We start from the raw sequence: 22,560 nt of genomic DNA on the forward strand, positions 1-22,560 counted from the left end.
CCACCGAGAGCCGTACGCCGGGCGCCGGCGGGCCGTCGTGCCCGCCGGCGCCCGGCGCGCGCCCGTACGACCCGCAATCCGCAACGCGGAACCCTGAAAGAGAGAGTGAGCGCGGCGCATGGCGCGACCGACCCGTCGCCGTATCGCCTGGCTGGTGGGGTGCGCGGTGATGCTGCTGATCGCCGTCCTGCTGAGCCTGGCCGTCGGCAGCCGACAGATCGCCCCCGGCGAGGTCATCCAGGCCCTGCTGCACGGCGGCACCAGTGACGACGCCCAAGTGGTGCGGGCGTTGCGCGTGCCGCGCACCGTCATAGGAGTGCTGGCCGGCGCCGCCCTCGCCGTCGCCGGGACCGTGATGCAGGGCGTCACCCGCAACCCGATCGCCGAACCCGGCATCCTGGGCGTCAGCCAGGGCGCGTCCGTCGGGGTGGTGTGCGCGATCGCGTTCCTCGGCGTGCACACCCTCACCGGGTACGTCTGGTTCGCCTTCGTGGGCGCGGCGGTCGCGGCCGTCGCCGTGTACGCCGTCGCCGCGGGCGGTTACCGCGGCGCCTCCCCCGTGAAGCTCGCGCTGGCGGGCGCCGCGATGAACGCCTTCCTCGCCTCCGTGGTCTCCGGGATCGTCACCACCGACGCCCACGCCCTGGACGAGTTCCGGTTCTGGCAGGTCGGCTCGATCAGCGGCCGCGGCAGCGACGTCATCGGCCAGATCTGGCCGTTCGTGGCGGCCGGACTGCTGCTGGTCGCGACGATGGCCCGGGGCCTGGACGCGCTCGCGCTCGGCGACGACGCCGCCAAGGGCCTCGGCCACAACGTGGCGCTGCTGCGCGTCCTGGGCGCGGTGGGGGCGACCGTGCTGACCGGCGCGGCCGTGGCCGCCGTGGGGCCGATCGCCTTCACCGGCCTGGCCGTTCCGCACATCGCCCGGGCCCTGGTCGGTGCGGCGCACCGCTGGGTGCTGCCGGTGGCCGCCCTCCTCGGTCCGGTGATGATCCTCGCCTCCGACGTGCTCGGCCGTATCGTCTTCCCGCCCTCGGAGGTACCGGTGGCCGTCATGACCGCCCTGCTCGGCGTGCCGTTCCTCATCGCGCTGGTGCGGCGCCGGACGGTGGTGGCCGCATGAGCCGCGCGACCGCGCCGACGACCTCGCCGACGCCCACGCCCACGCCCGCCCGGCCCTCCGTACGCCCGGCCGGGCACGCCCTGTTCCGTCCCGGGCGGGGCAGTTTCCTGGTCCACCGCCGGGCGGTCCTCGTCGCCGTCGTGCTCGCCGTGCTGCTGCTCGCGGCCGTCGTGCTCTACCTCTGCGTCGGCGAGTCCTTCGTCTCCCCGGCGGAGGTCGTCAACGTCCTCCTCGGCCGTCCCAGCCCCGACCAGCTCGTCGTCGGCACGCTGCGACTGCCCCGCCTGGTCGTGGGCCTGCTCGCCGGGGTCGCCTTCGGCGTCGCCGGGGCGCTGGTCCAGGCCGTCGCGCGCAACCCGCTGGCCAGCCCCGACGTCATCGGCGTGACCCACGGCGCGGGCGCCGCGACGGTCGCCGCGATGAGCTTCGGCCTCGCCTCGCACACCGCGCTCCCGTACGTGTCGATCGCGGGCGGGCTGGCGGCCGCGCTGCTCGTCTACGTCTTCGCCTGGCGCCGCGGGCTCCACGCGTCGCGCTTCGTCCTCGTCGGGATCGGCGTCTCGGTCGCCCTGGGCTCGCTCACGCAACTCTTCCTCACCAAGGGCGACTTCCTCGTCGCGCAGCAGGCCAAGGTCTGGCTGACGGGCTCGCTCAACAGCCGCGGCTACGACCAGGCCGCTCCCCTGGCGACGGTGCTGCTCCTGGCGATCCCCGCGGCGCTCTGGGCGGCCAGGGCCCAGCGCGGCACCTCCTTCGACGACGACACCGCCTTGGCCCTCGGCATCCGGCTGGACCGGGTACGGCTCGGCCTGACCGCGCTCGGCATCGTCCTGGCCTCGGTGGCGACGGGGGCCACGGGACCGGTCGACTTCGTCGCCCTCCTCGCCCCGCAGATCGCCCGGCGGCTGACCCGTACGGCGCAGATCCCGCTGCTGTCCTCGGCGCTGACCGGCGCGCTCGTGGTCGTCGTCGCCGACCTGCTGGCCCGGCGCCTGTTCTCCCCCGTCGAACTCCCCGTCGGCGTCCTCACCGCAGCGGTGGGCGCCCCCTACCTGATGTGGCTGATCGCCCGCACCCGCAGCCGTTCCGGAGGCACCACCTCATGAGCCGTACCAGCCGACTCACCGCCCGGGAGCTGACCCTGGCGTACGAGGACCGCACCGTCGTCGACGGCCTGGACCTGGAGGTCCCGGACGGGCGGGTCACCGTCATCGTCGGCCCCAACGCCTGCGGCAAGTCCACGCTGCTGCGCGCGCTGGGCCGGCTGCTCAAGCCGCGCTCCGGCACGGTCCTGCTGGACGGCACCGAACTCGCCCGCATCCCCGGCCGGCAGATCGCCCGGGCGATCGGCGTCCTGCCGCAGAGCCCCACGCCGCCGGACGGCATCACCGTCGCCGACCTCGTGGCGCGCGGACGCCAGCCGCACCAGAAGTGGTGGCAGCAGTGGTCCGAGGCCGACGAACGCGCCGTAGCGGAGGCGCTGGAGCACACCGGCACCGCCGACCTCGCGGACCGGCCGGTCGACGAGCTGTCGGGCGGGCAGCGCCAGCGGGTGTGGATCGCCATGGCCCTCGCCCAGGAGACCGACCTGCTCCTGCTGGACGAGCCGACCACGTACCTCGACATCGCCCACCAGGTGGAGGTGCTGGACCTGGTCCGCCGCCTCAACCACGGGCGCGGACGCACGGTCGTCGCCGTGCTCCACGACCTCAACCAGGCCGCCCGCTACGCCGACCACCTCATCGCCATGAAGGCCGGCCGGATCGTCGCCCAGGGGCCGCCCCGCGACATCGTCACGGCGGACCTCGTCCACGAGGTCTTCGGCCTCACGTCGGTCATCGTCCCCGACCCGGTCACGGGCAGCCCCCTCGTCGTCCCGGGAGTCCCCTGGCAACCCGCCGCGGCGGAGTGACCCCTCCCCCGTCGCACGGCACGGCGGAGGCCGACGGCCTCCGCCATACTGCCCGGGTGACCGCACCGACCGGCCCCGTGATCCTCTTCGACGACGACTTCCACATGTACGTCCTCAGGGACGTCGCCCACGCGGAGGCCTACTGGGAGATGCCGGACGAGTACACCTGCGGATTCGACGCGCAGGCACGCCCTCTGGGCATGGCGGGCGAACCCCATCGGGTCACCCTCAAACTCACCGGCGCCGCACCCGCCGAGACGGCACTGCGCCGCCTCGTCGCCGACCATTACCGGCGCTTCCTCCCCCGCGAGGCCCCGCCACAGGCGGCGGACCTGGCGGAGTTCGTGGCGGCACTGCCCCGCGACGGCGGCTGAAGCGGCACCCGGCCGGGCGAACGTCAGCGCGGCGGCGGCAGGGGCTCCTCCTCGAACCGGGCGTCACTGGGTCCGTCGGTGCGCCCCTGTTCCTGGGCCGGCCCGGGTCGGACAGCGCGGTCTGGGAGCATCGGGCCATGAGCGGAACCCACCTGAGCGTCAAGGACGTCGTCGTCGACTGTGCGGATCCGGAGCGGCTGGCCGCGTTCTGGGGCGAGTTGCTGGGGCGGGCGGTCGTGGCGCGGATCGGCCCGTACGTGTGGCTCGCGCGGGGCGAGGGGCCGGGCCTGGGCTTGCAGCGGACCGAGGAGCCCAAGTCCGGGAAGAACCGGGTCCACTTCGACGTGGCCTCGCCAGATCCGGGGGCGGAGCGGGCGCGGATCGAGGCGCTGGGCGGGCGGATGCTCGAGGAGTACACCGAGGGCGGGTTCCTGGTCATGGCCGACCCCGAGGGGAACGAATTCTGCGTCGTCCCCGAGGGGCCGTTCGAGCTCGACGACGAGGGACGCGCGAGCTACCTCCGCGACGGCGGCTGACCAGGGCGAGGCCCCGCAGCGATGTGCCGCATGACTTCCGGCGGCGGCCGCGGGCGGCGCGGAACCGCCGCCCGGCGGACCGGGGCGCGCTCTCAGCTCGTGGCGGGCAGCGCGGCGACGAGGAGGTCCCGCAGCGGCTCGCGTTCCGTGGGGAGTCCCGCGGCCCGCAGCCAGGAGACGCGGTTGGCCATGGTGCCCCAGCAGGCGTCCTGGCCGACCAGGGCCTCCAGGAAGGCACGTTGGGCCTCCGTCAGCGGCCGGCCGGGGGCGTACGGGGTCGGGAAGGCGCACGCGAGGAGCGGGCCCCACTCACTGTCGACGGTGTGCTGGTGGTACTTCGGCACCAGCGCGAGGGCGGCCGGGAGGACCTCGTCGAAGTGCCGGGCGCGGTCGAGCAGTCCGCGCAGCAGGGTGAAGCGGAACCAGCCGTCGAACTGGGGCAGCGGCTCGTCGAACCACTCGTCGGCGGCCGTGGGGTCCGCGAGCGCGTCGAGCAGCGCCGGCACGGCCTCGGAGCCGGAGGTGCCCAGCGCGGCGCAGGCGCGCACCGCCGGGTCGGGATCCGCCAGGAAGCCGCCGGTGTCATGCCCCCAGGCTCGCAGCGACAGGAGGGCGCCCGCCCGCTCGCGGCGGTCTCCGTCGGCCCGGGCGATCCGCTCCAGGCGTTCGGCCGCGGCCGGTACGCGGTCGGCGAGTTCGGGCGCCCGCAGCAGATGCGTCACCGCGCCGAGGGCCGCCTCCCTGACGGTGGCGTCCGCGTCGTCCAGCCAGGGCACGACCGCGCCGAACAGTTGCGGCCGGACGGCACGGCACGCCTCGATCGCCGCGATCTCCTCGGCCCAGTCCTCCTCGCCGTCCTCCTCTGCCTCCTCGTCCTCCTCGTCCTCCTCGTCCTCCTCGTCCGCCGCGGAGTCGGCGAGTTCGCCCAGCCATTCCAGGAGCGCGGCACGCAGCGGCCGGACCCGGTCGTCCCAGGAGAAGTAGCTCTCGTGAACGGCGAGCGTGCGGGGGTCGCCCAGGATGCCCGCGACGAACAGCGCGGCGGGCGCGGTGGCGGAGTACAACGAACCCTGGTGCAGGACGGACATCTCCAGCCGGCCGAGCGACTCCGCCTGCACCTCCGGGTCGTCGTGCAGGAGCCCGAGCAGGTCGTCCGGGGTGCCGTCCGCGGGTCCGTAGGCGTGGGCGAGGGCTGCCCAGTCGGTCGCCGGCAACAGGGCGGCGGGTTCGGGCAGGGCGGTGGCGGCGTCTTCGTTCGCGGACATGGCGGCAGTCTGCCGCAGAGGTCCGACAACGGCCGCGCACATCAGGCGAATCCGGCCCTTTCACCCGTGTTCGCGCGTTAACTGTGGGGCGGCAGTGAGCGATGTGGGGAGGGGGGAGTACATTGCGGCTGCCATTGGCATCGGAATTCACCACAGCCTGGAGAACTTGTGACCGCATCCCCCCGCCGTGCCTGGTACCGCCCCGGCACCCTGATAGCAGCCGCCGCGACCGGTGTCATCGGTCTCGGCCTGTGCGCCACCCCGGCGTCCGCCCACACGCCCAACTGGAGGGCGGACTGCCACACGGTGGAACTCCACCTGAAGGCGTACAACGGGCGCGTCACGAACACCGTGACGGTCACCGCGGACGGCAAGGAACTTCTGAAGACCACGGAGTTCGGTTCGTCCTTCGACTGGACCCACGAAGTGCCGGCCCACACCGCCGACGTGCACCTGCACCTCAGCGTGGTGGCCGGGGACGGCAAGCAGTTCTCGAAGGAGGACGACTTGACCGTTCCGGCGTGCCAGGACCAGAGCACGCCCACGCCCACGCCGACGGAGACGAAGACCACCGAGTCTCCCAAGCCCAGCGAGACGCCCAGCGAGTCGGCCAGCACGGCCCCCTCCGCTGCGCCCTCCACCCCGTCCACCGACGAGTCCCCGGCCGGCGACCTCGCCGAGACCGGCGCCTCCAGCTCCACCCCGCTGATCGCGGGCGGTGCGGCCGTCGCGCTGCTCGCCGGCGGCGGTCTGCTCTTCGCGAACCGCAAGCGTCGCGCCGCGGCCCGTCACTGACCCCCGGTCGCTGACGGCGGTGCGGTGACGCGCCGTGCATGACACAAGGGTGCCGGACCGTGCTCCGTACGGTCCGGCACCCGTCTTTTTGCGCCCCGAGGCGGTCGCCCCGCGTCAGGCCACGGGCCCCGGCGCGGCGGAGGCCTCGAACTCCCCCTTGCGCAGCCGGTACACCTGCAGCCGCAGGTCGTAGTACTTCTCGGTCTCCCCGACCCATTCCATGCCGACGCTGCGGGCCGTGGCGGCGCCGCGGTCGTTCCGCGGGCGGACCACGGCGAAGAGTTCGTCGACGCCCGACGCGAAGGCGTACCCGGCCAGGGCGCGCCCGGCCTCGGTAGCCAGGCCCCTGCCCCAGTAGGGGTGGGCGAGCTGCCAGCCGATCTCGAGGTCGACGCCGTAGGGCGGGAGCGGCAGGACGGCGGCTCCGCCGACGAGTTCTCCGCTCTCGCGCAGTTCGATCGCCCAGCGCCCGGCCGGCCGTTCGAGGGCGGCGCCGCCCTCCTCCCAGGAGCGCAGCAGTTCCCGCATGGACGCGACGTCGGGCTGCCGGGTCATCGCCGGAGCGAGCCAGCGCGTCACGTCGTCCGCCCCGTAGACGGCCAGCGCCGCTTCGGCGTCGTCGCCGCGCCATGGCCTCAGGACGAGCCGGGGGGTGACGATCCGGGTTTCCTCGTTGCCCTTCGCGCGCTGCGCCGTGGCCGTACCAGTCATCTGCGTCTTCCGTCCCTGTCGCGGGCTCCGCCGGCCGTACGTCCGGCGGAGGCCCGAAGTCCCCTGTGCCCCTGCACAACACCAGGAGGCCGCCGTCACTTCCCGCCCCGCTCCCACCTAACCCTCATCACTCGCTTGACAGGTTACCTCGATCCTGTTTCGATGTAACCATCGAAGTGAATCTAAGGGGTTAGACATGGTCACCGTGCACCACCGCTACGCCGAGGTCCAGGGGCACCGGCTCTTCTACCGGGAGGCGGGCCCGGCCGACGCCCCCGTCCTCGTGCTCCTCCACGGCTTCCCGACCAGCTCGTTCATGTTCCGCGAGCTGATCCCGCGGCTCGCCGGCCGCTACCGCGTCATCGCGCCCGACCACCTCGGCTTCGGATTCTCCGACGCCCCCGCCGCCGACGCGTTCGCGTACTCCTTCGACGCCCTCGCCGGACTCACCAAGGGCCTGCTCGACCGGCTGGGCGTCACGCGCTACGCGCTCTACGTCCAGGACTACGGAGCGCCGATCGGCTGGCGCCTCGCGCTGGGCGACCCCGGGGCCGTCACCGCGATCGTCACCCAGAACGGCAACGGCTACGAGGCGGGGTTCATCGAGGAGTTCTGGAAGGACGTCCACGCCTACCAGCGCGAGCAGACCCCCGAGACCGAGGCGGGCGTCCGTGTGGCACTGAGCCTCGAGGGCATCAAGTGGCAGTACGTCACGGGAGTGGCGGACGGGACCACCGTCAGTCCCGACACCTGGCACCACGACTTCCAGCTGGTCTCCCGGCCCGGGAACGACCTCGTGCAGCTCACGCTCTTCCGTGACTACGCGTCGAACCTCCCGCTCTACCCGCGCCTGCACGAGTACCTGCGCACCCACCCCGTGCCCGTGCTCGCGGTCTGGGGCGAGAACGACCCCATCTTCGGGCCCGACGGCGCCCGGGCCTTCGCCAAGGACGCGCAGCGGGCGGAGGTGCACCTCCTCGACGGCGGCCACTTCCTCCTGGAGACGCACGTCGAGCCCGTCGCGGAGCTGATCCTGGGCTTCCTCGACAAGGCCGGGCTGCCCCGCTGAGTTCCCGCATCCCCCACCCCACCGCCGTACGACGATTGCGAGGGCCATGACCCGCCACACCGGCTTCCACGAGGGCGAACTCGCCGTCCAGCGACGTGCCGGCGTCGCACACGAGGCCGCGCGCCTGCGGGGCATGCTCGACCCGCCGCACCTCGGCGGCGGCGTGGCCCACTTCCTCGCCGAGCGGGACCTGGCCGTGCTCGGCGCGCACGACGAGGACGGACGCCTGTGGGTCTCCCCGCTGACGGGGACCCCGGGCTTCCTCTCCACCCGGGGCGACCTCATACGGGTCGCCGCCCGTCCGCGTACGGGCGACCCCCTCGCCGTGCTCCCCGTCGGCGGGGCCGCGGCCCTGATCGTGATCGACTTCGCGATCCGCCGCCGGCTGCGTCTCAACGGCACCCTCGCCGCGGCCGACGACGCCGGCTTTGAGCTCGCCGTCGACCAGGCGTACGGGAACTGCCCCCAGTACATCCAGCAGCGCCTGCTCGGCCCGGCGCCGGCGGACGCCCCCGACGGCGAGGACACGCCCACGACCGGGGCGCGGCCGGCCAACCGGCTCGACGCGGCGCAGGCGGCCCTGGTGGGTCGCGCCGACACCTTCTTCCTGGGCACCGCCCACCCCGAACACGGCGCCGACGTCTCCCACCGGGGCGGCCCGCCCGGATTCGTCCGGACGGCGCCCGACGGCAGCCTGTGGTGGCCGGACTACCCCGGCAACAACATGTTCAACAGCCTCGGCAACCTGGCCGGCGACCCCGCCGCGGCCCTGCTCTTCGTCGACTTCGCCGCCGGGACGACGTTGCAGCTGTCCGGCACCGCGGTCGTCGACTGGACCGCGCCCGGTGCCGCCGGCGACGACGGGGGCACCGGCCGCCGGGTCCGCTTCACCCCGCGGCACGTCGCCACCGGGCGGGTCCCGGTCCGGGCGGACGCCGTCCTGCCCTACCGGCTCAACCCGCCGCTCACCGCCTGACCGGGATCAGCCGCCCGTCACCGCGGCCAGCAGTCCGCGGAAGTCCTCCTCGCAGGCCGGGCAGCCGCGCAGGTGCACCGCGACACCGGGGTACTGCCGCTCCGGTGCCGCGTCCGCCAGGAACAGCTCCAGGTAGACGTCCATCAGGTCCAGCGCCGCGTCGCAGCCGGGGTCCAGGGGGTCGGTCCGCAGGAGGTCGTCAAGGCCCTGCCAGTCGTTCATGAGCGCCTCGCTGTCGTCAGGGGCAGATGTCCATTGGCTGCGAGCCGGGCACGGAGCTTACGCCGCGCGTCGAACATCGTCTTGTAGAGCGCGTTGCGGTTCGTCCCGAGTTCCGCGGCGAGCGTGTCGGCGTCCACGCCGTTGACCGCGAGCGCGGTGAACACCGTGCGCTGGCGCTCGGTGAGCTCCTCGTCGACGGCCTCACGCAGGGCGTCCACGAGTTCACGGGCCTCGCTCTGCCGGACGGGGTCGATGCCGAGCCGGTCGGGGAGCCGCTCCCACGCCTCGGGGTCGAGCTGCACGCCGGCCGTCCGCCAGAAGTGACGGCCGAGCTTGCTGGACACCTCGTTCATGACGAACTTGTACGCCCAGGTCGTGAAGCGGCTGTCACCGCGGAAATCGCCGATCTTCCGGGTGATCGACAGCAGCGCGTCGGCCGCGGCCTGGTGGGCGATGTCGTCCAGCTCCGGCCCGGTGATGCCGTGCCGCGACCCACGCCGGTTCAGCTCGGCGTAGGCGATCCGCAACAGCAGCGCGTGCAGCCGGCCGGTCGCCTCCTCGTACGCCTCACCGTCCGCCGAGAGCGCCCGCACCCACTGCGCGGACTCCGCGTCAAGGGACCGGCCTCCCCGGGCCCCGTCACCGGCCCGGCCGTCGTGTTCTGCGGAACCCATGCAGTGATCCTAGACGCGGCCGCCCGCCCCCACCTCCACGGCGGCGCCCCCGGGGCCCCGCGGAAAACCGGTCGTTCCCGGCAGGTAAGACCCGCGCGTTCCCCGTCACCAATGGGCGTACGGAAAAGAGAGCCGCGAGCAAGGAGGGACCGTGACCGGCTACCGCAGGAACCCGGAGGCCGTCTCGCGACTGTCACCGGAGCAGTACCGCGTGACGCAGGAGAACGGCACCGAGCGCGCCTTCACGGGCGCCTACCTGGACAACAAGGAGCCCGGGATCTACGTGGACGTGGTCTCGGGGGAGCCGCTGTTCGCCTCGGTCGACAAGTACGACAGCGGCAGCGGGTGGCCGAGCTTCACCCGGCCGCTGGACCGCACCACCGTGGTGGAGCGGCCCGACCCCGCTTACGGCCGGCTGGCCACCGAGGTCCGCTCGGCGACGGGCGACAGCCACCTGGGGCACGTCTTCCCCGACGGCCCCCGGCAGGCGGGCGGCCTGCGGTACTGCATCAATTCCGCCTCACTGCGCTTCATCCACGCCGATGACCTGGAGCGGGAAGGTTACGGGGCCTACCTCGGGTTGTTCGACAATGGTGACAGGACCGATTCGGAGGATTGACATGGCAGGACAGACACAGAGGGCCGTGCTCGCGGGCGGGTGCTTCTGGGGCATGCAGGACCTGATCCGCAAGCAGCCCGGCGTCGTCGCGACCCGCGTCGGCTACTCGGGCGGCGACGTGCCCAACGCGACCTACCGCAACCACGGCACGCACGCCGAGGCGATCGAGATCCTCTTCGACCCCGAGAGGACGGACTACCGGGCACTGCTGGAGTTCTTCTTCCAGGTCCACGACCCGACCACGAAGAACCGCCAGGGCAACGACATCGGCATGAGCTACCGCTCGGCGATCTACTACGTGGACGACGAGCAGAAGCGTGTCGCGGAGGACACCATCGCCGACGTCGAGGCCTCGGGCCTGTGGCCCGGCAAGGTCGTCACCGAGGTCGAGCCCGTCGGGCCCTTCTGGGAGGCCGAACCCGAGCACCAGGACTACCTGGAGCGCTACCCGGAGGGCTACACCTGCCACTTCCCGCGGCCGAACTGGCGGCTGCCGGCCCGCACGAAGGGCTGACCGACCCCGTCGCGCCGCCCTGGTGACGGGCTCGGGCGGCGCGGCGGCCCGACACGGCCCGGGGCCTCAGCGGCTCCGGGCCGCCGTCGTACGTTCAGTCGGCGGCGGTGGCGCGGGCGCGACGGTGGTGGCGCCGGGCCTTCATCCGGTTGCCGCAGGCGGCCATGGAGCACCAGCGGGCGGTGTTGGCCTTGCTGCGGTCGAGCAGGAACAGCCGGCACTCCTCGTTGGCGCAGGGCCGCAGGCGTCCGGGCCTGCCCTCCTGGAGCGCGCCCCAGACCGTGACGGCCCGCACGGCCGGCCTGCGGTCCGCCGGGGCCTCCAGCTCCCAGTCGATGCCGTGCGCGGTCACCCGCGGCACCCGGACGACCCCGGTGAGCAGCTTCTGGAGGTCGCCGGGCTCACCGTCCCCGCGCGCGACGCGCTGCAGCACCTCGCGCGCCGCCAGGAGGTGGCGCAGCTCCTGCGCCGTGCCGGCTCCGCCGTGGGCGCGCAGCCAGCGGCGGCCGGCGTCCGGGCCGGCCAGCTCGTCCGCCTGGGTCCCGTCGACGACCGGCGTCGTGTTGAGCAGCTCCAGCAGGAAGTCGTCGTCCGTGGTGTCGGCCGTCATGCTCGGCGCCCCCATTCCCGGGTAACCCTTCATTGCGTGTTTGAAGGTTACACCTCCGGGCACGGCGGGCGCCGCCCGGCTCATGAGTGCGTGCCCGCTGGAGCGGCCGTGAACTGCGGCTGGAGGCCCCGATCGAACGCGCGTCGCCCTACCGACCGTCCCGACGGGCCAGGAGGGTCAGCGGTCGAGACCGGCGAGGCCGTCGCCGAGGACGCTCGCGCCCAGGAGCAGCAGCACGACCACCAGGATCGCCGTGCTGTTGGCGACCATGAACCGCCGCAGGCCGTCCAGGACGCGGGACGCGCGCTCCCCGCCGGCCAGGTGCAGGAGCACCGCGCCGAGCACGACGCAGGAACCGACGAGGACGAAGGCGACCACGGCGAGGGCGAGGTCCGTGCCCTGCGCGCCGGTCTCCGCGATCGACGCGGCGGCCGAGCCCGTCAGGACGAGGTTCTTCGGGTTCGCCGCCGACAGCAGGAGGCCGAGCAGCAGCGCGCGTGCGGCGCTCGCCTCGTCCAGCGACCTCGTCCAGCCCGGCGCCTGCGCCTCGTCACCGTTCCTCGGGCGCCGCCACCACTTGCGCGCGCCGAGGACGAGGAGCGCGCTGCCGGCGCACACCCGTCCCCAGTCGGCGACCGCCGAGGAGGGGCTGTGGGGGTCGTGGGCGCCGCCGAACGCCATGGCGACGACGGCGGCCACGGCGACGAGTCCGGCGATCCATCCGGCCGCGAAGAGCGGGCCGTTGCGCCGGCCTTCGCCTCCTCCCAGGATCATGACGACGCCGATCACGGGGAACGGGCTGAGTGCCACCGCGAGGGCCGCGGGCAGCACGGCCCCGATAGCCTGGCCGAGCACCGTTCCCCTTCCGTCCCGCACACCCGGCCGCTCCGGGTGCCTTTGGCTGATCGCGCGGTTCGCCGCGCCGTCAGAGCGCCCGCAGGTCACCGCCGTCGACGGGCAGCATCACGCCGGTCGGGACGGCCGGTCCCCTGGCCCGATCGGTGTCGATGTGCGCCGGCAGCAGGCCGTTCACCCTGGTGCCGGATCCGCCGAGTTCGTCGGCGAGCGTCTTGGCCACCATGGCCAGCCCGGGCCCGTTGGAGACGGCCAGCCCGGGGATCGGTTCGCGGACCGACGAGGACAGGACGAAGGCGAGGGAGCCTTCGCCGGTGAACGCGTTCGCGGCGGCCCGGGCGATGCGCACCGCGCCCAGGAACGTGGACTCGAAGGCATCCCGCCACACCTGGTCCGCGACGTCCATCACGGCGCCGGCGGGCGGCCCGCCGGCGCTGGCTAGGGCGCCGTCCAGCCGGCCGACGTGCCGCAGCGCCGCGCCCACGAACTCGTCGGCGGAGCCCGGGTCGGCGTTGTCCGCGACCACGCCGACGACGCGGGCGTCACCGCCCAGGTCCCGGGCCGCGTCCGCGACGGAGGCGGCGCTGCGTCCGGTGACCACCCTGGCGCCCTCGGCGGTCAGCACCTCCGCCACGGCCCGGCCGAGTCCCCGGCTGCCGCCGGTCAGCAGGTGGACGTGGTCCCGGCATCCCAGATCCATGACGGCGTTCCGTTCCTCGCGCCTCAGAGGGTGATCTTCTGGGGCCGGGTGGTCACCACGATGACGGAGGTGACTCCGGACTCCAGGGCGGCCGTGAACTCCTTCTCCAGCTCCGCCGTGCTCGCCACCTCGACGGCACGGCAGCCGAAGCCCCGCGCCACGGACACGATGTCCAGTCCCGGGAGGTCGAGTCCGGGCACGCCCGGGGTCCGCTCCAGGTCGGCGAAGGACTTCAGGATCGAGTACTCCCCGTTGCGCATCGCGACGTACACGACGGGCAGCCCCTGCTGCACCGCGGTCCACAGCCCCTGCACCGAGTACTGGAAGGAACCGTCCCCGATCAGGCCCACGACCGGACGTCTGACCCCGCGGTCCCGGTCGCCGAGGGCGATGCCGACGGCGGCCGGCAGGGCCCAGCCGATGCCGCCGCTCGCGGTGGCGAAGAAGGACCCGGGCTCCACGGTGGGCAGCCACTCGGCGTGCTCGGCCATGGTCGAGGTGGACTCGTTGACGAAGACGGCGTGCTCCGGGCGGACCTCGCCGAGGGCGGCGTAGACCTCGGCGGGCGTCGGCGGGCTGCTCGGGGTCTGCGGCAGCTGCCGTGGGCGCGGCATGGGCTCGGGCCGCTCGCGGTCGCCGCCGTCGGCGACCTCCTCGGTGAGGAGTTCGATCGCCATCCGGGCGTCGCCCAGGAGGCTGTCGCCGACGCGGGCGGCCGCAGCGACCGCCGGGTCGCTCGTGATGTGCAGCAGTTCGGTCCCCGGCGGCAGGATCTCGCCGGGCACGTACGGGTAGTACCGGAAGACCTCGGCCCCGATGACGACCACCAGGTCGTGGCCGGTGAGCCGTTCGCCGATGGCCCGCACCGACATGCCGAGCGGGCCCCGGTAGAGGGGGTGGTCCTCGGGGAACGACGCGCGGTCCGCGAGCGGCGGGCTGTAGACCGCCGCCTTCAGCCGCTCGGCCAGCGCCACGGCGGCCTGCCATCCGCCGGCGCGGTCCACCTCGGGCCCGAAGACCAGGGCGGGACGCCGGCTCGCGGTGATGCGCGCGGCGAAGCGCCGCAGGCGCTCCGGGTCCGGCGCGTACGCCGTGCTGACGTCGCGCAGGACGGCGGGGCCGGCCAGCGGCCGGTTCCAGTCGTCGAGCGGGATGGACAGGAACACCGGCCCCGCGGGCGGCTGCAGGGCCGCGGCGTAGGCGCGCATGAAGGCCTCGGGCACGTCCTGCGCGCGCGCCGGCTCGTACGACCACTTCACCCACGGCTTGGGCAGGGTCGTCGCCTCGCGGTTGCCCAGGTAGGGCTCGCCGATGACCAGTTCGCGGTGCTGCTGGCCCGCGGTGACGATCAGCGGGGTGTACCCGTGGTACGCGGCGACCAGGTTGCCGACGCTGTTGCCGAGCCCGGCCGACGAGTGCACGTTCACCAGCGCCGGGCGGCGGGTGGTCTGGGCGTAGGCGTCCGCCATGGCGATGACGGAGGCCTCCTGGAGGGCCAGGACGTAGGTGAAGTCGTCCGGGAAGTCCTGGAGGAACGTCTCCTCGGTGGATCCCGGGTTGCCGAAGACCGTCGTCAGCCGCAGTGACCGCAGCAGGTCGTAGGTCACCGATTGGACGGTGGATCGCTCGCTCATGGTGCGCAGTGCTCCCAGGGGCCCGGTGGACGCCGAGGCGGACGGTATCCGCCGGTCGCGGGGTGTCACCTGTCGCGACACACAGTGACGTTAGACGCTCGCACCGCACCCGCCCAGCACATCGGACGTGCCGCGCGGTGCGATCATCCCAACGGGCGGCGCGGGCGAACGGGCCCCAGTGGGGGCCCGCCTCAGGGGTTCGGCAGCTCCTGCTCGGCCCAGATCGTCGTGCCCGACTCCTCGTACCGCGTGTCCCAGTGCCGCGTGAAGGAGGCGACGATGAACAGACCGCGTCCGCCCTCGTCCTGCAGGCGGGCGTGGCGCAGGTACGGCGCGGTGTCGGCGTCGTCGTGCACCTCGACGGTGAGCCCCCGGTCGAGGATGAGCCGCAGCCGGATGGGGCCCTTCGCGTGCCGGATGACGTTGGTGGCGAGTTCACTGACGACCAGGTCGGTGACCGGGGCGTGGTTCTCCAGCCCCCACTGCGCCAGCCGGCCGTGCGCGGCGCGGCGGGCCTCGCGGACGGAGGGCGCCTCGGCGGGGAAGGTCCAGCTGGAGACAGGGTCGGGGGCGATGGTCCGGGTCCTGGCCAGCAGCAGGGCGGCGCCGTCCTGCGGGGTCGCACCGCGCAGCACCTTGTAGACGATCTCGTCGCACACCTCCTCGGGGGCGGCCCCGGGGGCGTGTGCCTCGGCCAGGCGCAGGGCCCGCACGGAGGGCACGGCGACGGCGAACCGCCCGCCGGCGAGCGCCAGTGAGCACTCCAGGAGGGCGACGGCCTCCTCGTGGTGGCCCAGGAACAGGTTGTCCCAGGCCCACTCTGCGCAGCGGCTCGGGTCGGTCGAGAGGGATGCGCCCGGAGTCGTCCCGGGTGATCAGGTGCTCCACGCCGTCCCGCCTCCGTCCCCCGCCCGGCCGAGGGTCAGGAGTCCGCCGTGGCGCCGTGCCCGAGGTACAGGGCTGCGCCGGCGTCCCGGTCCGAGGCGGTGAGGTAGGCCCAGCCCAGGGGGTTCCAGCGCAGACGGCGCACCTCGACGCCGTCGATCACGGCGTTCCCCCGCGCCGCGCACTCGTACGCGTCCGCGGCGCGCAGCATGGCGGTCCGCACGGCGTCCTCCGCGTCGGCGGCCTCGCCGACCACGTAGTAGTGGCTGCGCACGGCACCCCGGGCCGTGCTGAACCGCAATCCCACGAACCATCGGTCCTCGGGGGCGGTGACGGTGGCAAGCATCGGCACTGCTCTCCTCATCCGCGGTCTCCGTGGCGTCCGTCTCCGGACCACCACCCGTCGATCCGTTGGAACAGCGGGCGCGGCGCCCTCCATCGCAGGTCGGGGAGGCCCCGGTGAACCTGGGAACCGCGGTACCACCCCCAGGGGCACGGGCAGCGCTCAGGCCCCGTCGGCGGGCCGGTACCGGACCGCGCACGTGAAGACACCGGAGCCGGACCGCTCGCACTCGACGTACGCAGCGGTCCCGGTCTCGGCGGCGGGGGGACGCCAGGGCATCACGGCCTCGCCCGCGAGCAGCGCGTCCAGGGTCTGCAACCGGGGGTCGCGCAGGGTGGGGTGGTGCTCGTAGCCGGCCGCACCGAGGGCCATGGCGACGGCCATGCCGAGCAGGTTGACCTCGGTCGGCTGCTCGGGCGGTGCCGAGCCCTCCGTCGGGTGGAGGCGGATGCCCTCGTCGGGCACCTCGATCACGCGGGCGGCGTAGCGCTCGGTCATGGGCGGGGTGGTCTCCTTCCGGTGCGGTGGCGCGAGGTCATCCCCCGCTGGGACCGAAACGCTCGGTGCGGATCCGGTCCGGGGAGTGGCCCAGGGCCACCAGCAGGCCCGCGGCCGTCTCGACGAAGCCGGTGGGGCCGCACACGTAGCAGGTGGGCTCGAAGTCCGCGGGCCAGCCCCATTCGGCCAGGTCGCGCGCCTGGAGCCGGCCCGCGGGGCGGGTCCCGCCGTCCGGCGCCGAGCGGGTGTGGACGTACGTCGTGTCGAGACCGGGCTCGCCCCGGTCCAGTTCGGCCGCGTAGAACCGGTCCCCGGGCGTGCGCACGGAGTACAGCAGCCGGAACGGCGCGCGGCTGCCCGCCGCGGCGCGGGCGCGGACCATCGCCATGAGCGGGACGAGCCCGGAGCCGCCCGCGACCAGCAGGACCGGTTCGGTCTGCTCGGGGCGCCAGACGAACCAGCCGCCGACGGGGCCGCGGATCTCGACGGCGTCGCCGACGGCGAGGTCGTCGGTCAGGTAGGGCGAGACCTCGCCGTCCTCGACGCGCTGGACGGTCAGTTCGATCCGGTCGCCGTCGGGCGCGGACGCCAGGGAGTAGCTGCGCTGGGTGCTGTAGCCGTCCTCCGCGGTGAGCCGGACGTCGAGGTGCTGTCCGGGCAGGTGGCCGGGCCAGCCGGGCACGTCGAACACGAGGGTCCACGCCGCCTCGGACTCGGCGCGCCGCTCCACCAGTTCGGCGGCCTGCCAGCGCAGACGGTCGCCTAGTCGCCTTGGTACCGCTGTTCGCGCCATGGGTCTCCGTAGTCGTGGTAGCCGACGCTCTCCCAGAAGCCCGGCTCGTCGTCCAGGAGCAGCCGGATGCCGCGGACCCACTTCGCCGACTTCCACAGGTACAGGTGCGGGACCAGCAGCCGGGCGGGGCCGCCGTGCTCCGGGGCGAGCTCGTCACCGTCGTACTCGTGGGCGATCCACGCCTGCCCGTCGAGGAGGTCCTCCAGGGGCAGGTTGGTGGTGTAGCCGCCGTAGGAGTGAACCAGCGCGTACTCGGCGGCGGTCTCGACGTCGGCGAGCAGCACGTCCAGGGAGACGCCCCGCCAGTGGGTGCCGAACTTCGACCACTTGGTCACGCAGTGCAGGTCGACGGTCGGCGTCTCGGCCGGCAGTGCCATGAGTTCCGCCCAGTCCCACCGGTGGCGGGTGCCGTCCTCGGTGGTGACGGTGAACTCCCAGTCGTCCCGGGTGATCCGCGGGGTGGGTCCTGCGGACATGACGGGGAAGTCGAAGGTCTCGTACTGTCCCGGCGGGAGTTCGTTGCCCGATGTGGGGCGCCGGCCGTGGAATCCCCGCGAGATGATGGGCATGCCGCGCCGTCCTTCCTCTCCTCGCCGCCCCGCAGTCGTGGTGCGGAACCCCAGCATCGCGGACCGGGGGAATCCGGTCCACCGGAGCCCCGGGCGGGCGCGGCCCCGGTCGGTCGTGACCGGGGCCGCGCCGTCACTGGGGGTCAGGCGACCGGCCGGGGCGGCTCGACCACCAGGGAGGAGTCGCCGCCGCGGACCCGCTCCAGCACGCCGGCGGTGGCCTCGTGGGGGGCGCCGAGCGGTACGGCGCTGACCTCGTTCAGCCGCGTGTACTGCTCCGGGGTGAGCTGCACGTCGAGTGCGCCGAGGTAGTCCTCGAGCTGGGCGGTGTTGCGCGGGCCGATGATCGGCACGAAGGACGTCGCGGCGCGGGCGCCCCGCTCGCGCAGCCAGGCCACGGACACCTGCGCCGGAGTGGCCGCGGTCTCCTTGGCGATGTCCAGGACGGTGTCGACGACCGCGGTCTTCTGGGCGGACGACTCGGTGTGGATCAGCGTCTTCAGGTCGCTGAGCCGGCCCTCGTCGCCGCCGCGGTACTTGCCGGTGAGCAGGCCGCCGCCGAGCGGGGACCACAGGGCGGCGCCCAGCCCGAGGCTCTCGGCCATCGGCAGCACCTCGCGGTCCGCGGTGCGCTCCACGAGGCTGTACTCGACCTGGATGCCGGCGACGGGGGCCCAGTTCTTCAGCTCGGCGAGGGTGACGGCGCGGGAGACGCGCCAGGCGGGGAAGTTCGACAGCGCGGCGTGCAGGATCTTGCCGGAGCTCACCAGGTCGTCCAGGCCGCGCAGGATCTCCTCGATCGGCGTCAGGTCGTCCGGGAAGTGGACCCAGTACAGGTCGATGTAGTCGGTGCCGAGGCGCTTCAGGCTCGCGTCCACCGAGTGGATCATGTTCTTGCGGCTGTTGCCGGTCCTGGAGATGTCCACCTGCAGTGTCGAGGCGACGCTGAACTTGCTGGCGACGACGAAGTGGTCGCGGTCGGCGGCGATGAAGCGGCCGAGCAGTTCCTCCGACTCGCCGAACTGGTAGTTGTCGGCGGTGTCGAGGAAGGTGCCGCCGGCCTCGGCGAACCTGTCGAACATCCGGCGGGACTCGTCCGGGTCGGCGCCGGCGCCCCAGCGGGTGCCGAAGTTGCCGGTGCCGAGGGCGTACTCCGAGACGCGCAGTCCGGTCCGGTGTCCGAAGGTCGTGTAACGCATCAGTTCTCCTTGACGGGGTGGTGCTGTCGTGGGGGGTGATGTGCGGTGTTCCGCGGGGGTCGTCACTGGGGGGTCAGTGGCGGGTGGTCACTGGGGAGTGGTCGCGGGCGGTGTCAACTCCGTTGGCGCGTCACGGGGCGCGGCGCGCGGCCGCCGGGCCACCGGGGGCGGGCGCCCGCACGACGGCGGTGCCGCCGGCGGGGTCCGAGGGGGTACGGGTCATGGGTCTGTCTCCGGGGAAGAGGCACGGTCGCGCCGTACGCGGGCCGGGCGGCCCGGTCGACGGGGACAACAGGGGGCGCCGCGGCACTGCGGCAGGAAGCGGAGGCGTGCGCGGGGACACGGCCCGCGTCCGCGGGACGAAGCGGCGCGAGGGTCCGCCGAGCCCTTAAGTAAACCGATCGGTCTCCTTACGCGCTCCACCGTAACAGCCGTTTCCGGTGAAGTAAAACGATCGGTATCCTTAACGGCATGAGCGACGCACCCTCCCCCGTACGCCGGCGCAGTGGCCGAGGCGCCCGGGAGCGGATCCTCAAGGCGGCGACGGAGCTGTTCACCGCCCAGGGGGTCAACGCGACCGGGATGGACCAGCTGACCACCGTCGCCAACGTGTCGAAGCGCACCCTGTACACGCACTTCGCGAGCAAGGACGACCTCGTCCAGGCCTATCTGCGCGAACTCGAGGACGGCCTGCTCCCCGCCGAGGTGATCCCCGGCGAGCCCTGCCCGGACCCGCGGGAGCAACTCCTGGCGATCTTCGACTGGCCGCCGGGGCGGACGGACGGACCGCTGCGCGGCTGCCCCTTCCTGAACGCCGCCGTCGAGGTGCCCGACCCCGACCACCCGGTGCACCTGCTGGTGGCCGCCTACAAGAGGGAGTTCGCCCGCAGGCTGACGGCCCTGGCACGGGTGGCGGGGGCCCACGACCCCGAGGCGCTCGGCGAACGGCTCGCCCTGCTCTACGACGGCGCCGTCGCCCGCAGTACCGCGCTGAACGCCACCGGGCCGGGCGCCCACGCCCGCGCCATCGCCGTCGCGCTCGTGGACGCCGCGATCGACTGAGCGCCCCGCGCCCCGGCCGTCCCGGCGCCTCAGCGCAGCCGTGTCGCCGCGCGGCGCCGGTCCGACAGCACCTCGCGGGCGGCCCGCGTGCCCGAGGCCAGCGCGCCCTGGAGCGACCCGGTAGCCCGGTGGTCGCCGCACACGTGGCGCCCCGGCGCGAAGCGGGTGGTGCGGGTCATCGGGTGCGGTGCCGGCATCGCGGGCAGCGCCTCGCGCACGGTGCAGCGGTGCAGCGGCTCCCAGGCGGAGGCGTCCGTGCCGTACGCGTCCGACAGCGCCGCGGTCAGGGCGGGCTCGTCGGCGGGGCCCGGCGCGCCGAGCACGGAGGTCGCCACCAGGGCCCGGCCGTCCGGGGACAGTCCGGGCTGCACTTCGGTGAGGACCACGGTGTTGAGGAAGCGACGGCGTTCGTCCACCATCAGCGTCGGTTCGGCGAGCGGCGACCGGTCGGCGGCGTGGTAGTACGTCGTCACGGTCCGCGTCGGCGGGACGGTGAGACCGGGCAGCAGCCGTGCGGCCGCCCCCGGTCCGGTGGCCACCACCACGACGGGCGCGGTGACGTCCGTGCCGTCCTCCAGCAGCACCCCGTCGCCGGTCAGTTCGCGCACCGGGGCCTCGGTGCGGACGGTGTCCCCGGGAAGTCGCCCGGCGAGCTGGACGGGCACGGCACCGATCCCCTCGGCGGGCAGGGCGAGGGTGCCCCGCAGCATGCTGCGCCACACGAAGTGGAAGAAGCGGCTGGAGGTCTCCAGTTCGTCCTCCAGGAAGACCCCCGACAGGAACGGCCGGAACAGGGTCTCCACCAGCTCGGCCGAGATGCCCGCCGCGGCCAGCGCGGTGAGCGTCGTGGTGTCCGCGCCCGCGCGCAGCCTTCCCGCGGGCAGCGCCATGTCACGGGCGCTCAGGACCGCCAGCGCCGCCAGGTCCCGTCCCGACGCGAGCCGTCCCGGCAGCAGGTCGGCGGTCGCGTACGGCGGGCGGGTCGGGTCGGCGAAGCGCAGTCGCCCGCCGGAGGTGTGCACCAGGACGCCGGGGGTGAACGGCCGCAGCCGCAGCGGCTCCAGCTCCAGGCGCCGCTTCACCTGGGGGTAGGAGGTGTTGAAGACCTGGAAGCCGCGGTCGAGGAGGAAGCCGCGGTGCCGGTCGGTGCGCATCCGGCCGCCGACTCCGTCCGAGGCCTCAAGGACCCGCACCGTCAGGCCCGCCACGGCGAGGTCCGCCGCGCACGCCAGCCCGGCGGCGCCCGCCCCGACCACGATCACGTCACAGCGGCCACCGCGCTCCTGCTGCATGGATCCGGTGCCTTTCCTCCGTGTACACCCCGATACGGGCCAGCTTTCCGTACGCTACGCGGACGCCCGGGTGCCGCCCCTGCAACACACCGCCGAACGGGCCGCACGGCGGCGGACCGATGAGTCCGCGCCGTGGCGGGAGTCCTCTCCGTGACGGCGTACGAGGGAAGGTGGAGCGATGGAGCAGCGGTTGCACGACATCCTGCAGGCGTTCGTGGACGACGGATCGGTGCCGGGGGCCGTGGGCCTGGTGGCGCGCGGCGACCGGGTCGAGGTGGCGGCCGCGGGGACCCTCGCCGTCGGGGACCCCACCCCCATGACCAGGGACTCGCTCTTCCGCATCGCCTCGATCACCAAACCGGTCGTCGCGGCGGCGGTCATGATGCTCGTCGACGACGGACGGATCGCCCTGTCGGACCCCGTCGCGGCATGGCTGCCCGAACTGGCCGAACCGATGGTCGTCCGCACCCCGGCCGGTCCGCTCGACGACGTGGTGCCGGCCGCGGCGCCCATCACCGTCCTCGACCTGCTGGCCTCGCGCGCGGGCTACGGCTTCCCCGCGGACTTCTCCCTGCCCGCGCTCGCCCCGCTGTTCGGCGAGCTCAAGCAGGGCCCGCCGCGGCCGCAGCAGGTCATGGCACCGGACGCCTGGATGGCGACGCTGGCCGGGATCCCCCTGCTGCACCAGCCGGGCGAGGCCTGGCTCTACAACACCTGCTCCGACATCCAGGGCGTCCTGGTCGCCCGGGTGTCGGGCCGCCCGCTGGACGAGTTCCTGTCCGAGCGGATCTTCGAGCCGCTCGGCATGACCGACACCGGTTTCGCCGTGCCGCGTGCCGGCCTCGGCCGCTTCACCGCCTTCTACCGCCCGGATCCGCAGGGAGGGCTGGAGTTGGTGGACGCCCCCGACGGGCAGTGGAGCACCCCTCCGGCGTTCCCGTCCGGCGCGAGCGGCCTGGTGTCGACCGCCGACGACTGGTACGCCTTCGGCCGGATGCTCCTCGCCGAAGGCACCGCGGGCGGCCGCCGGCTGCTGTCGGCGCAGTCCGTACGGCTGATGACCACCGACCACCTGCCGCCCGCCGAACGCGACGCGAGCGCGGTCTTCCTGGAAGGGCAGGGCTGGGGCTTCGGCGGTTCGGTGGACGTCGCGGCCGTCGCCCCGTGGAACGTACCGGGACGCTACGGCTGGATCGGCGGCACCGGCACGGCGGCGCACATCACGCCGTCCACGGACACCGTGACGGTGCTGCTCACGCAGGTCGAACTGACCGGCCCGGCCGCCCCGGCGACAATGCGCGCCTTCTGGGCCTACGCGGCCGGGGCCTGA

General features: G+C 73.8%; 27 protein-coding genes. 12 read left to right on the top strand and 15 right to left on the bottom strand.

Annotated elements, in window-relative coordinates:
• Positions 1 to 118: 118 nt before the first annotated feature.
• The 5 genes from PV410_RS19755 (at position 119) to PV410_RS19775 (ending at position 3,945) form a co-directional block, all read left to right on the top strand.
• Complete coding sequence (locus tag PV410_RS19755; protein WP_500326243.1) at positions 119 to 1,123, top strand: FecCD family ABC transporter permease; 1,005 nt, start codon at positions 119 to 121, stop codon at positions 1,121 to 1,123.
• The gene (locus PV410_RS19760) at positions 1,120 to 2,229 is read left to right on the top strand and encodes a FecCD family ABC transporter permease (protein WP_500326245.1); all 1,110 of its coding nucleotides are present in this window, start codon (positions 1,120 to 1,122) and stop codon (positions 2,227 to 2,229) included. Before PV410_RS19755 ends, PV410_RS19760 begins: the two co-directional genes overlap by 4 nt.
• Entirely contained in the window at positions 2,226 to 3,035 is an 810-nt protein-coding gene (locus tag PV410_RS19765) for an ABC transporter ATP-binding protein (RefSeq protein ID WP_500326247.1), read from the top strand. The genes PV410_RS19760 and PV410_RS19765 overlap by 4 nt, the downstream gene beginning before the upstream one ends.
• Positions 3,036 to 3,091: 56 nt before the next feature.
• A complete protein-coding gene (locus PV410_RS19770) occupies positions 3,092 to 3,409 on the top strand; it encodes a hypothetical protein (RefSeq protein WP_500326248.1) in 318 nt (105 codons plus the stop codon).
• Positions 3,410 to 3,546: 137 nt separating this feature from the next.
• Positions 3,547 to 3,945 (top strand): VOC family protein, encoded by a 399-nt coding sequence (locus PV410_RS19775; protein WP_500326250.1) that lies wholly within the window; start codon positions 3,547 to 3,549, stop codon positions 3,943 to 3,945.
• A 92-nt stretch (positions 3,946 to 4,037) separates the two neighbouring features.
• On the opposite strand, the gene PV410_RS19780 is transcribed toward PV410_RS19775, so the two are convergent.
• The gene (locus PV410_RS19780) at positions 4,038 to 5,210 is read right to left on the bottom strand and encodes a HEAT repeat domain-containing protein (protein ID WP_500326252.1); all 1,173 of its coding nucleotides are present in this window, start codon (positions 5,208 to 5,210) and stop codon (positions 4,038 to 4,040) included.
• Between the two features lie 168 nt (positions 5,211 to 5,378).
• Here PV410_RS19780 and PV410_RS19785 point away from each other — a divergent pair, with 168 nt between their 5' ends.
• A complete protein-coding gene (locus tag PV410_RS19785) occupies positions 5,379 to 6,005 on the top strand; it encodes an LAETG motif-containing sortase-dependent surface protein (protein ID WP_500326253.1) in 627 nt (208 codons plus the stop codon).
• Between the two features lie 114 nt (positions 6,006 to 6,119).
• Here the strand turns inward: PV410_RS19785 and PV410_RS19790 are convergent, their stop codons facing one another.
• Complete coding sequence (locus PV410_RS19790; RefSeq protein ID WP_500326255.1) at positions 6,120 to 6,716, bottom strand: GNAT family N-acetyltransferase; 597 nt, start codon at positions 6,714 to 6,716, stop codon at positions 6,120 to 6,122.
• Between the two features lie 196 nt (positions 6,717 to 6,912).
• Between PV410_RS19790 and PV410_RS19795 the strand changes: the two genes are divergently transcribed.
• A complete protein-coding gene (locus tag PV410_RS19795; RefSeq protein WP_500326257.1) occupies positions 6,913 to 7,785 on the top strand; it encodes an alpha/beta fold hydrolase in 873 nt (290 codons plus the stop codon).
• Positions 7,786 to 7,831: 46 nt separating this feature from the next.
• Positions 7,832 to 8,761: a pyridoxamine 5'-phosphate oxidase family protein gene (locus tag PV410_RS19800; RefSeq protein WP_500326259.1), complete on the top strand. Its 930-nt coding sequence runs from the start codon at positions 7,832 to 7,834 to the stop codon at positions 8,759 to 8,761.
• 6 nt (positions 8,762 to 8,767) lie between these two features.
• Here the strand turns inward: PV410_RS19800 and PV410_RS19805 are convergent, their stop codons facing one another.
• Together PV410_RS19805 and PV410_RS19810 are read right to left on the bottom strand one after the other, a co-directional pair.
• Positions 8,768 to 8,983, bottom strand: a complete 216-nt coding sequence (locus PV410_RS19805; protein ID WP_500326260.1) for a hypothetical protein — start codon at positions 8,981 to 8,983, stop codon at positions 8,768 to 8,770.
• Positions 8,980 to 9,657, bottom strand: coding sequence for an RNA polymerase sigma factor (locus PV410_RS19810; RefSeq protein ID WP_500326262.1), 678 nt, complete (start codon positions 9,655 to 9,657; stop codon positions 8,980 to 8,982). Before PV410_RS19810 ends, PV410_RS19805 begins: the two co-directional genes overlap by 4 nt.
• 151 nt (positions 9,658 to 9,808) lie before the next feature.
• Here PV410_RS19810 and msrB point away from each other — a divergent pair, with 151 nt between their 5' ends.
• Positions 9,809 to 10,276: a peptide-methionine (R)-S-oxide reductase gene (gene msrB, locus PV410_RS19815; RefSeq protein WP_499515733.1), complete on the top strand. Its 468-nt coding sequence runs from the start codon at positions 9,809 to 9,811 to the stop codon at positions 10,274 to 10,276.
• A 1-nt stretch (position 10,277) separates the two neighbouring features.
• Positions 10,278 to 10,790, top strand: a complete 513-nt coding sequence (msrA, locus tag PV410_RS19820) for a peptide-methionine (S)-S-oxide reductase MsrA (protein ID WP_500326264.1) — start codon at positions 10,278 to 10,280, stop codon at positions 10,788 to 10,790.
• A gap of 94 nt (positions 10,791 to 10,884) precedes the next feature.
• On the opposite strand, the gene PV410_RS19825 is transcribed toward msrA, so the two are convergent.
• The 10 genes from PV410_RS19825 to PV410_RS19870 form a co-directional block, all read right to left on the bottom strand.
• Entirely contained in the window at positions 10,885 to 11,400 is a 516-nt protein-coding gene (locus tag PV410_RS19825; RefSeq protein WP_500326266.1) for a CGNR zinc finger domain-containing protein, read from the bottom strand.
• A gap of 177 nt (positions 11,401 to 11,577) precedes the next feature.
• A complete protein-coding gene (locus PV410_RS19830; protein WP_500326268.1) occupies positions 11,578 to 12,255 on the bottom strand; it encodes a GAP family protein in 678 nt (225 codons plus the stop codon).
• A gap of 70 nt (positions 12,256 to 12,325) precedes the next feature.
• A complete protein-coding gene (locus PV410_RS19835) occupies positions 12,326 to 12,955 on the bottom strand; it encodes an SDR family NAD(P)-dependent oxidoreductase (protein ID WP_500326270.1) in 630 nt (209 codons plus the stop codon).
• Positions 12,956 to 12,978: 23 nt separating this feature from the next.
• Positions 12,979 to 14,589, bottom strand: coding sequence for a benzoylformate decarboxylase (mdlC, locus tag PV410_RS19840; RefSeq protein WP_500326272.1), 1,611 nt, complete (start codon positions 14,587 to 14,589; stop codon positions 12,979 to 12,981).
• A gap of 191 nt (positions 14,590 to 14,780) precedes the next feature.
• Positions 14,781 to 15,311: an ATP-binding protein gene (locus PV410_RS19845; RefSeq protein ID WP_500326274.1), complete on the bottom strand. Its 531-nt coding sequence runs from the start codon at positions 15,309 to 15,311 to the stop codon at positions 14,781 to 14,783.
• Between the two features lie 200 nt (positions 15,312 to 15,511).
• On the bottom strand, positions 15,512 to 15,838 hold the full coding sequence (locus PV410_RS19850; RefSeq protein WP_500326276.1) for a hypothetical protein: 327 nt from the start codon (positions 15,836 to 15,838) through the stop codon (positions 15,512 to 15,514).
• A gap of 141 nt (positions 15,839 to 15,979) precedes the next feature.
• Entirely contained in the window at positions 15,980 to 16,315 is a 336-nt protein-coding gene (locus PV410_RS19855) for a hypothetical protein (protein WP_500326278.1), read from the bottom strand.
• A 37-nt stretch (positions 16,316 to 16,352) separates the two neighbouring features.
• A complete protein-coding gene (locus PV410_RS19860; RefSeq protein ID WP_500326279.1) occupies positions 16,353 to 17,108 on the bottom strand; it encodes a ferredoxin reductase in 756 nt (251 codons plus the stop codon).
• Positions 17,078 to 17,677, bottom strand: coding sequence for a sulfite oxidase-like oxidoreductase (locus PV410_RS19865; RefSeq protein ID WP_499515724.1), 600 nt, complete (start codon positions 17,675 to 17,677; stop codon positions 17,078 to 17,080). The genes PV410_RS19860 and PV410_RS19865 overlap by 31 nt, the downstream gene beginning before the upstream one ends.
• 143 nt (positions 17,678 to 17,820) lie before the next feature.
• On the bottom strand, positions 17,821 to 18,876 hold the full coding sequence (locus tag PV410_RS19870; protein ID WP_500326281.1) for an aldo/keto reductase: 1,056 nt from the start codon (positions 18,874 to 18,876) through the stop codon (positions 17,821 to 17,823).
• Positions 18,877 to 19,347: 471 nt separating this feature from the next.
• Between PV410_RS19870 and PV410_RS19875 the strand changes: the two genes are divergently transcribed.
• Complete coding sequence (locus PV410_RS19875; protein ID WP_500326283.1) at positions 19,348 to 19,938, top strand: TetR/AcrR family transcriptional regulator; 591 nt, start codon at positions 19,348 to 19,350, stop codon at positions 19,936 to 19,938.
• A 29-nt stretch (positions 19,939 to 19,967) separates the two neighbouring features.
• Here PV410_RS19875 and PV410_RS19880 read toward each other — a convergent pair whose 3' ends face one another.
• Positions 19,968 to 21,230: an FAD-dependent oxidoreductase gene (locus tag PV410_RS19880; protein WP_500326285.1), complete on the bottom strand. Its 1,263-nt coding sequence runs from the start codon at positions 21,228 to 21,230 to the stop codon at positions 19,968 to 19,970.
• Positions 21,231 to 21,408: 178 nt separating this feature from the next.
• Between PV410_RS19880 and PV410_RS19885 the strand changes: the two genes are divergently transcribed.
• A complete protein-coding gene (locus PV410_RS19885; RefSeq protein WP_500326287.1) occupies positions 21,409 to 22,560 on the top strand; it encodes a serine hydrolase domain-containing protein in 1,152 nt (383 codons plus the stop codon).

Source organism: Streptomyces sp. PA03-5A (genome assembly GCF_033792725.1).
In the GTDB taxonomy this organism is placed as follows: domain Bacteria; phylum Actinomycetota; class Actinomycetes; order Streptomycetales; family Streptomycetaceae; genus Actinacidiphila.

What these genes read in the sequence shown, in the direction of transcription:
- PV410_RS19775 (WP_500326250.1), top strand. Translation starts at nt 3,547, where the DNA reads ATGAGCGGAACCCACCTGAGCGTCAAGGACGTCGTCGTCGACTGTGCG.
- PV410_RS19835 (WP_500326270.1), bottom strand. Translation starts at nt 12,955, where the DNA reads ATGGATCTGGGATGCCGGGACCACGTCCACCTGCTGACCGGCGGCAGC.
- msrA (WP_500326264.1), top strand. Translation starts at nt 10,278, where the DNA reads ATGGCAGGACAGACACAGAGGGCCGTGCTCGCGGGCGGGTGCTTCTGG.
- PV410_RS19765 (WP_500326247.1), top strand. Translation starts at nt 2,226, where the DNA reads ATGAGCCGTACCAGCCGACTCACCGCCCGGGAGCTGACCCTGGCGTAC.
- PV410_RS19825 (WP_500326266.1), bottom strand. Translation starts at nt 11,400, where the DNA reads ATGACGGCCGACACCACGGACGACGACTTCCTGCTGGAGCTGCTCAAC.
- PV410_RS19805 (WP_500326260.1), bottom strand. Translation starts at nt 8,983, where the DNA reads ATGAACGACTGGCAGGGCCTTGACGACCTCCTGCGGACCGACCCCCTG.
- PV410_RS19760 (WP_500326245.1), top strand. Translation starts at nt 1,120, where the DNA reads ATGAGCCGCGCGACCGCGCCGACGACCTCGCCGACGCCCACGCCCACG.
- PV410_RS19795 (WP_500326257.1), top strand. Translation starts at nt 6,913, where the DNA reads ATGGTCACCGTGCACCACCGCTACGCCGAGGTCCAGGGGCACCGGCTC.
- PV410_RS19870 (WP_500326281.1), bottom strand. Translation starts at nt 18,876, where the DNA reads ATGCGTTACACGACCTTCGGACACCGGACCGGACTGCGCGTCTCGGAG.
- PV410_RS19865 (WP_499515724.1), bottom strand. Translation starts at nt 17,677, where the DNA reads ATGCCCATCATCTCGCGGGGATTCCACGGCCGGCGCCCCACATCGGGC.
- PV410_RS19800 (WP_500326259.1), top strand. Translation starts at nt 7,832, where the DNA reads ATGACCCGCCACACCGGCTTCCACGAGGGCGAACTCGCCGTCCAGCGA.
- PV410_RS19780 (WP_500326252.1), bottom strand. Translation starts at nt 5,210, where the DNA reads ATGTCCGCGAACGAAGACGCCGCCACCGCCCTGCCCGAACCCGCCGCC.
- PV410_RS19790 (WP_500326255.1), bottom strand. Translation starts at nt 6,716, where the DNA reads ATGACTGGTACGGCCACGGCGCAGCGCGCGAAGGGCAACGAGGAAACC.
- PV410_RS19850 (WP_500326276.1), bottom strand. Translation starts at nt 15,838, where the DNA reads ATGAGGAGAGCAGTGCCGATGCTTGCCACCGTCACCGCCCCCGAGGAC.
- PV410_RS19860 (WP_500326279.1), bottom strand. Translation starts at nt 17,108, where the DNA reads ATGGCGCGAACAGCGGTACCAAGGCGACTAGGCGACCGTCTGCGCTGG.
- PV410_RS19855 (WP_500326278.1), bottom strand. Translation starts at nt 16,315, where the DNA reads ATGACCGAGCGCTACGCCGCCCGCGTGATCGAGGTGCCCGACGAGGGC.
- PV410_RS19880 (WP_500326285.1), bottom strand. Translation starts at nt 21,230, where the DNA reads ATGCAGCAGGAGCGCGGTGGCCGCTGTGACGTGATCGTGGTCGGGGCG.
- PV410_RS19875 (WP_500326283.1), top strand. Translation starts at nt 19,348, where the DNA reads ATGAGCGACGCACCCTCCCCCGTACGCCGGCGCAGTGGCCGAGGCGCC.
- mdlC (WP_500326272.1), bottom strand. Translation starts at nt 14,589, where the DNA reads ATGAGCGAGCGATCCACCGTCCAATCGGTGACCTACGACCTGCTGCGG.
- PV410_RS19885 (WP_500326287.1), top strand. Translation starts at nt 21,409, where the DNA reads ATGGAGCAGCGGTTGCACGACATCCTGCAGGCGTTCGTGGACGACGGA.
- PV410_RS19755 (WP_500326243.1), top strand. Translation starts at nt 119, where the DNA reads ATGGCGCGACCGACCCGTCGCCGTATCGCCTGGCTGGTGGGGTGCGCG.
- PV410_RS19810 (WP_500326262.1), bottom strand. Translation starts at nt 9,657, where the DNA reads ATGGGTTCCGCAGAACACGACGGCCGGGCCGGTGACGGGGCCCGGGGA.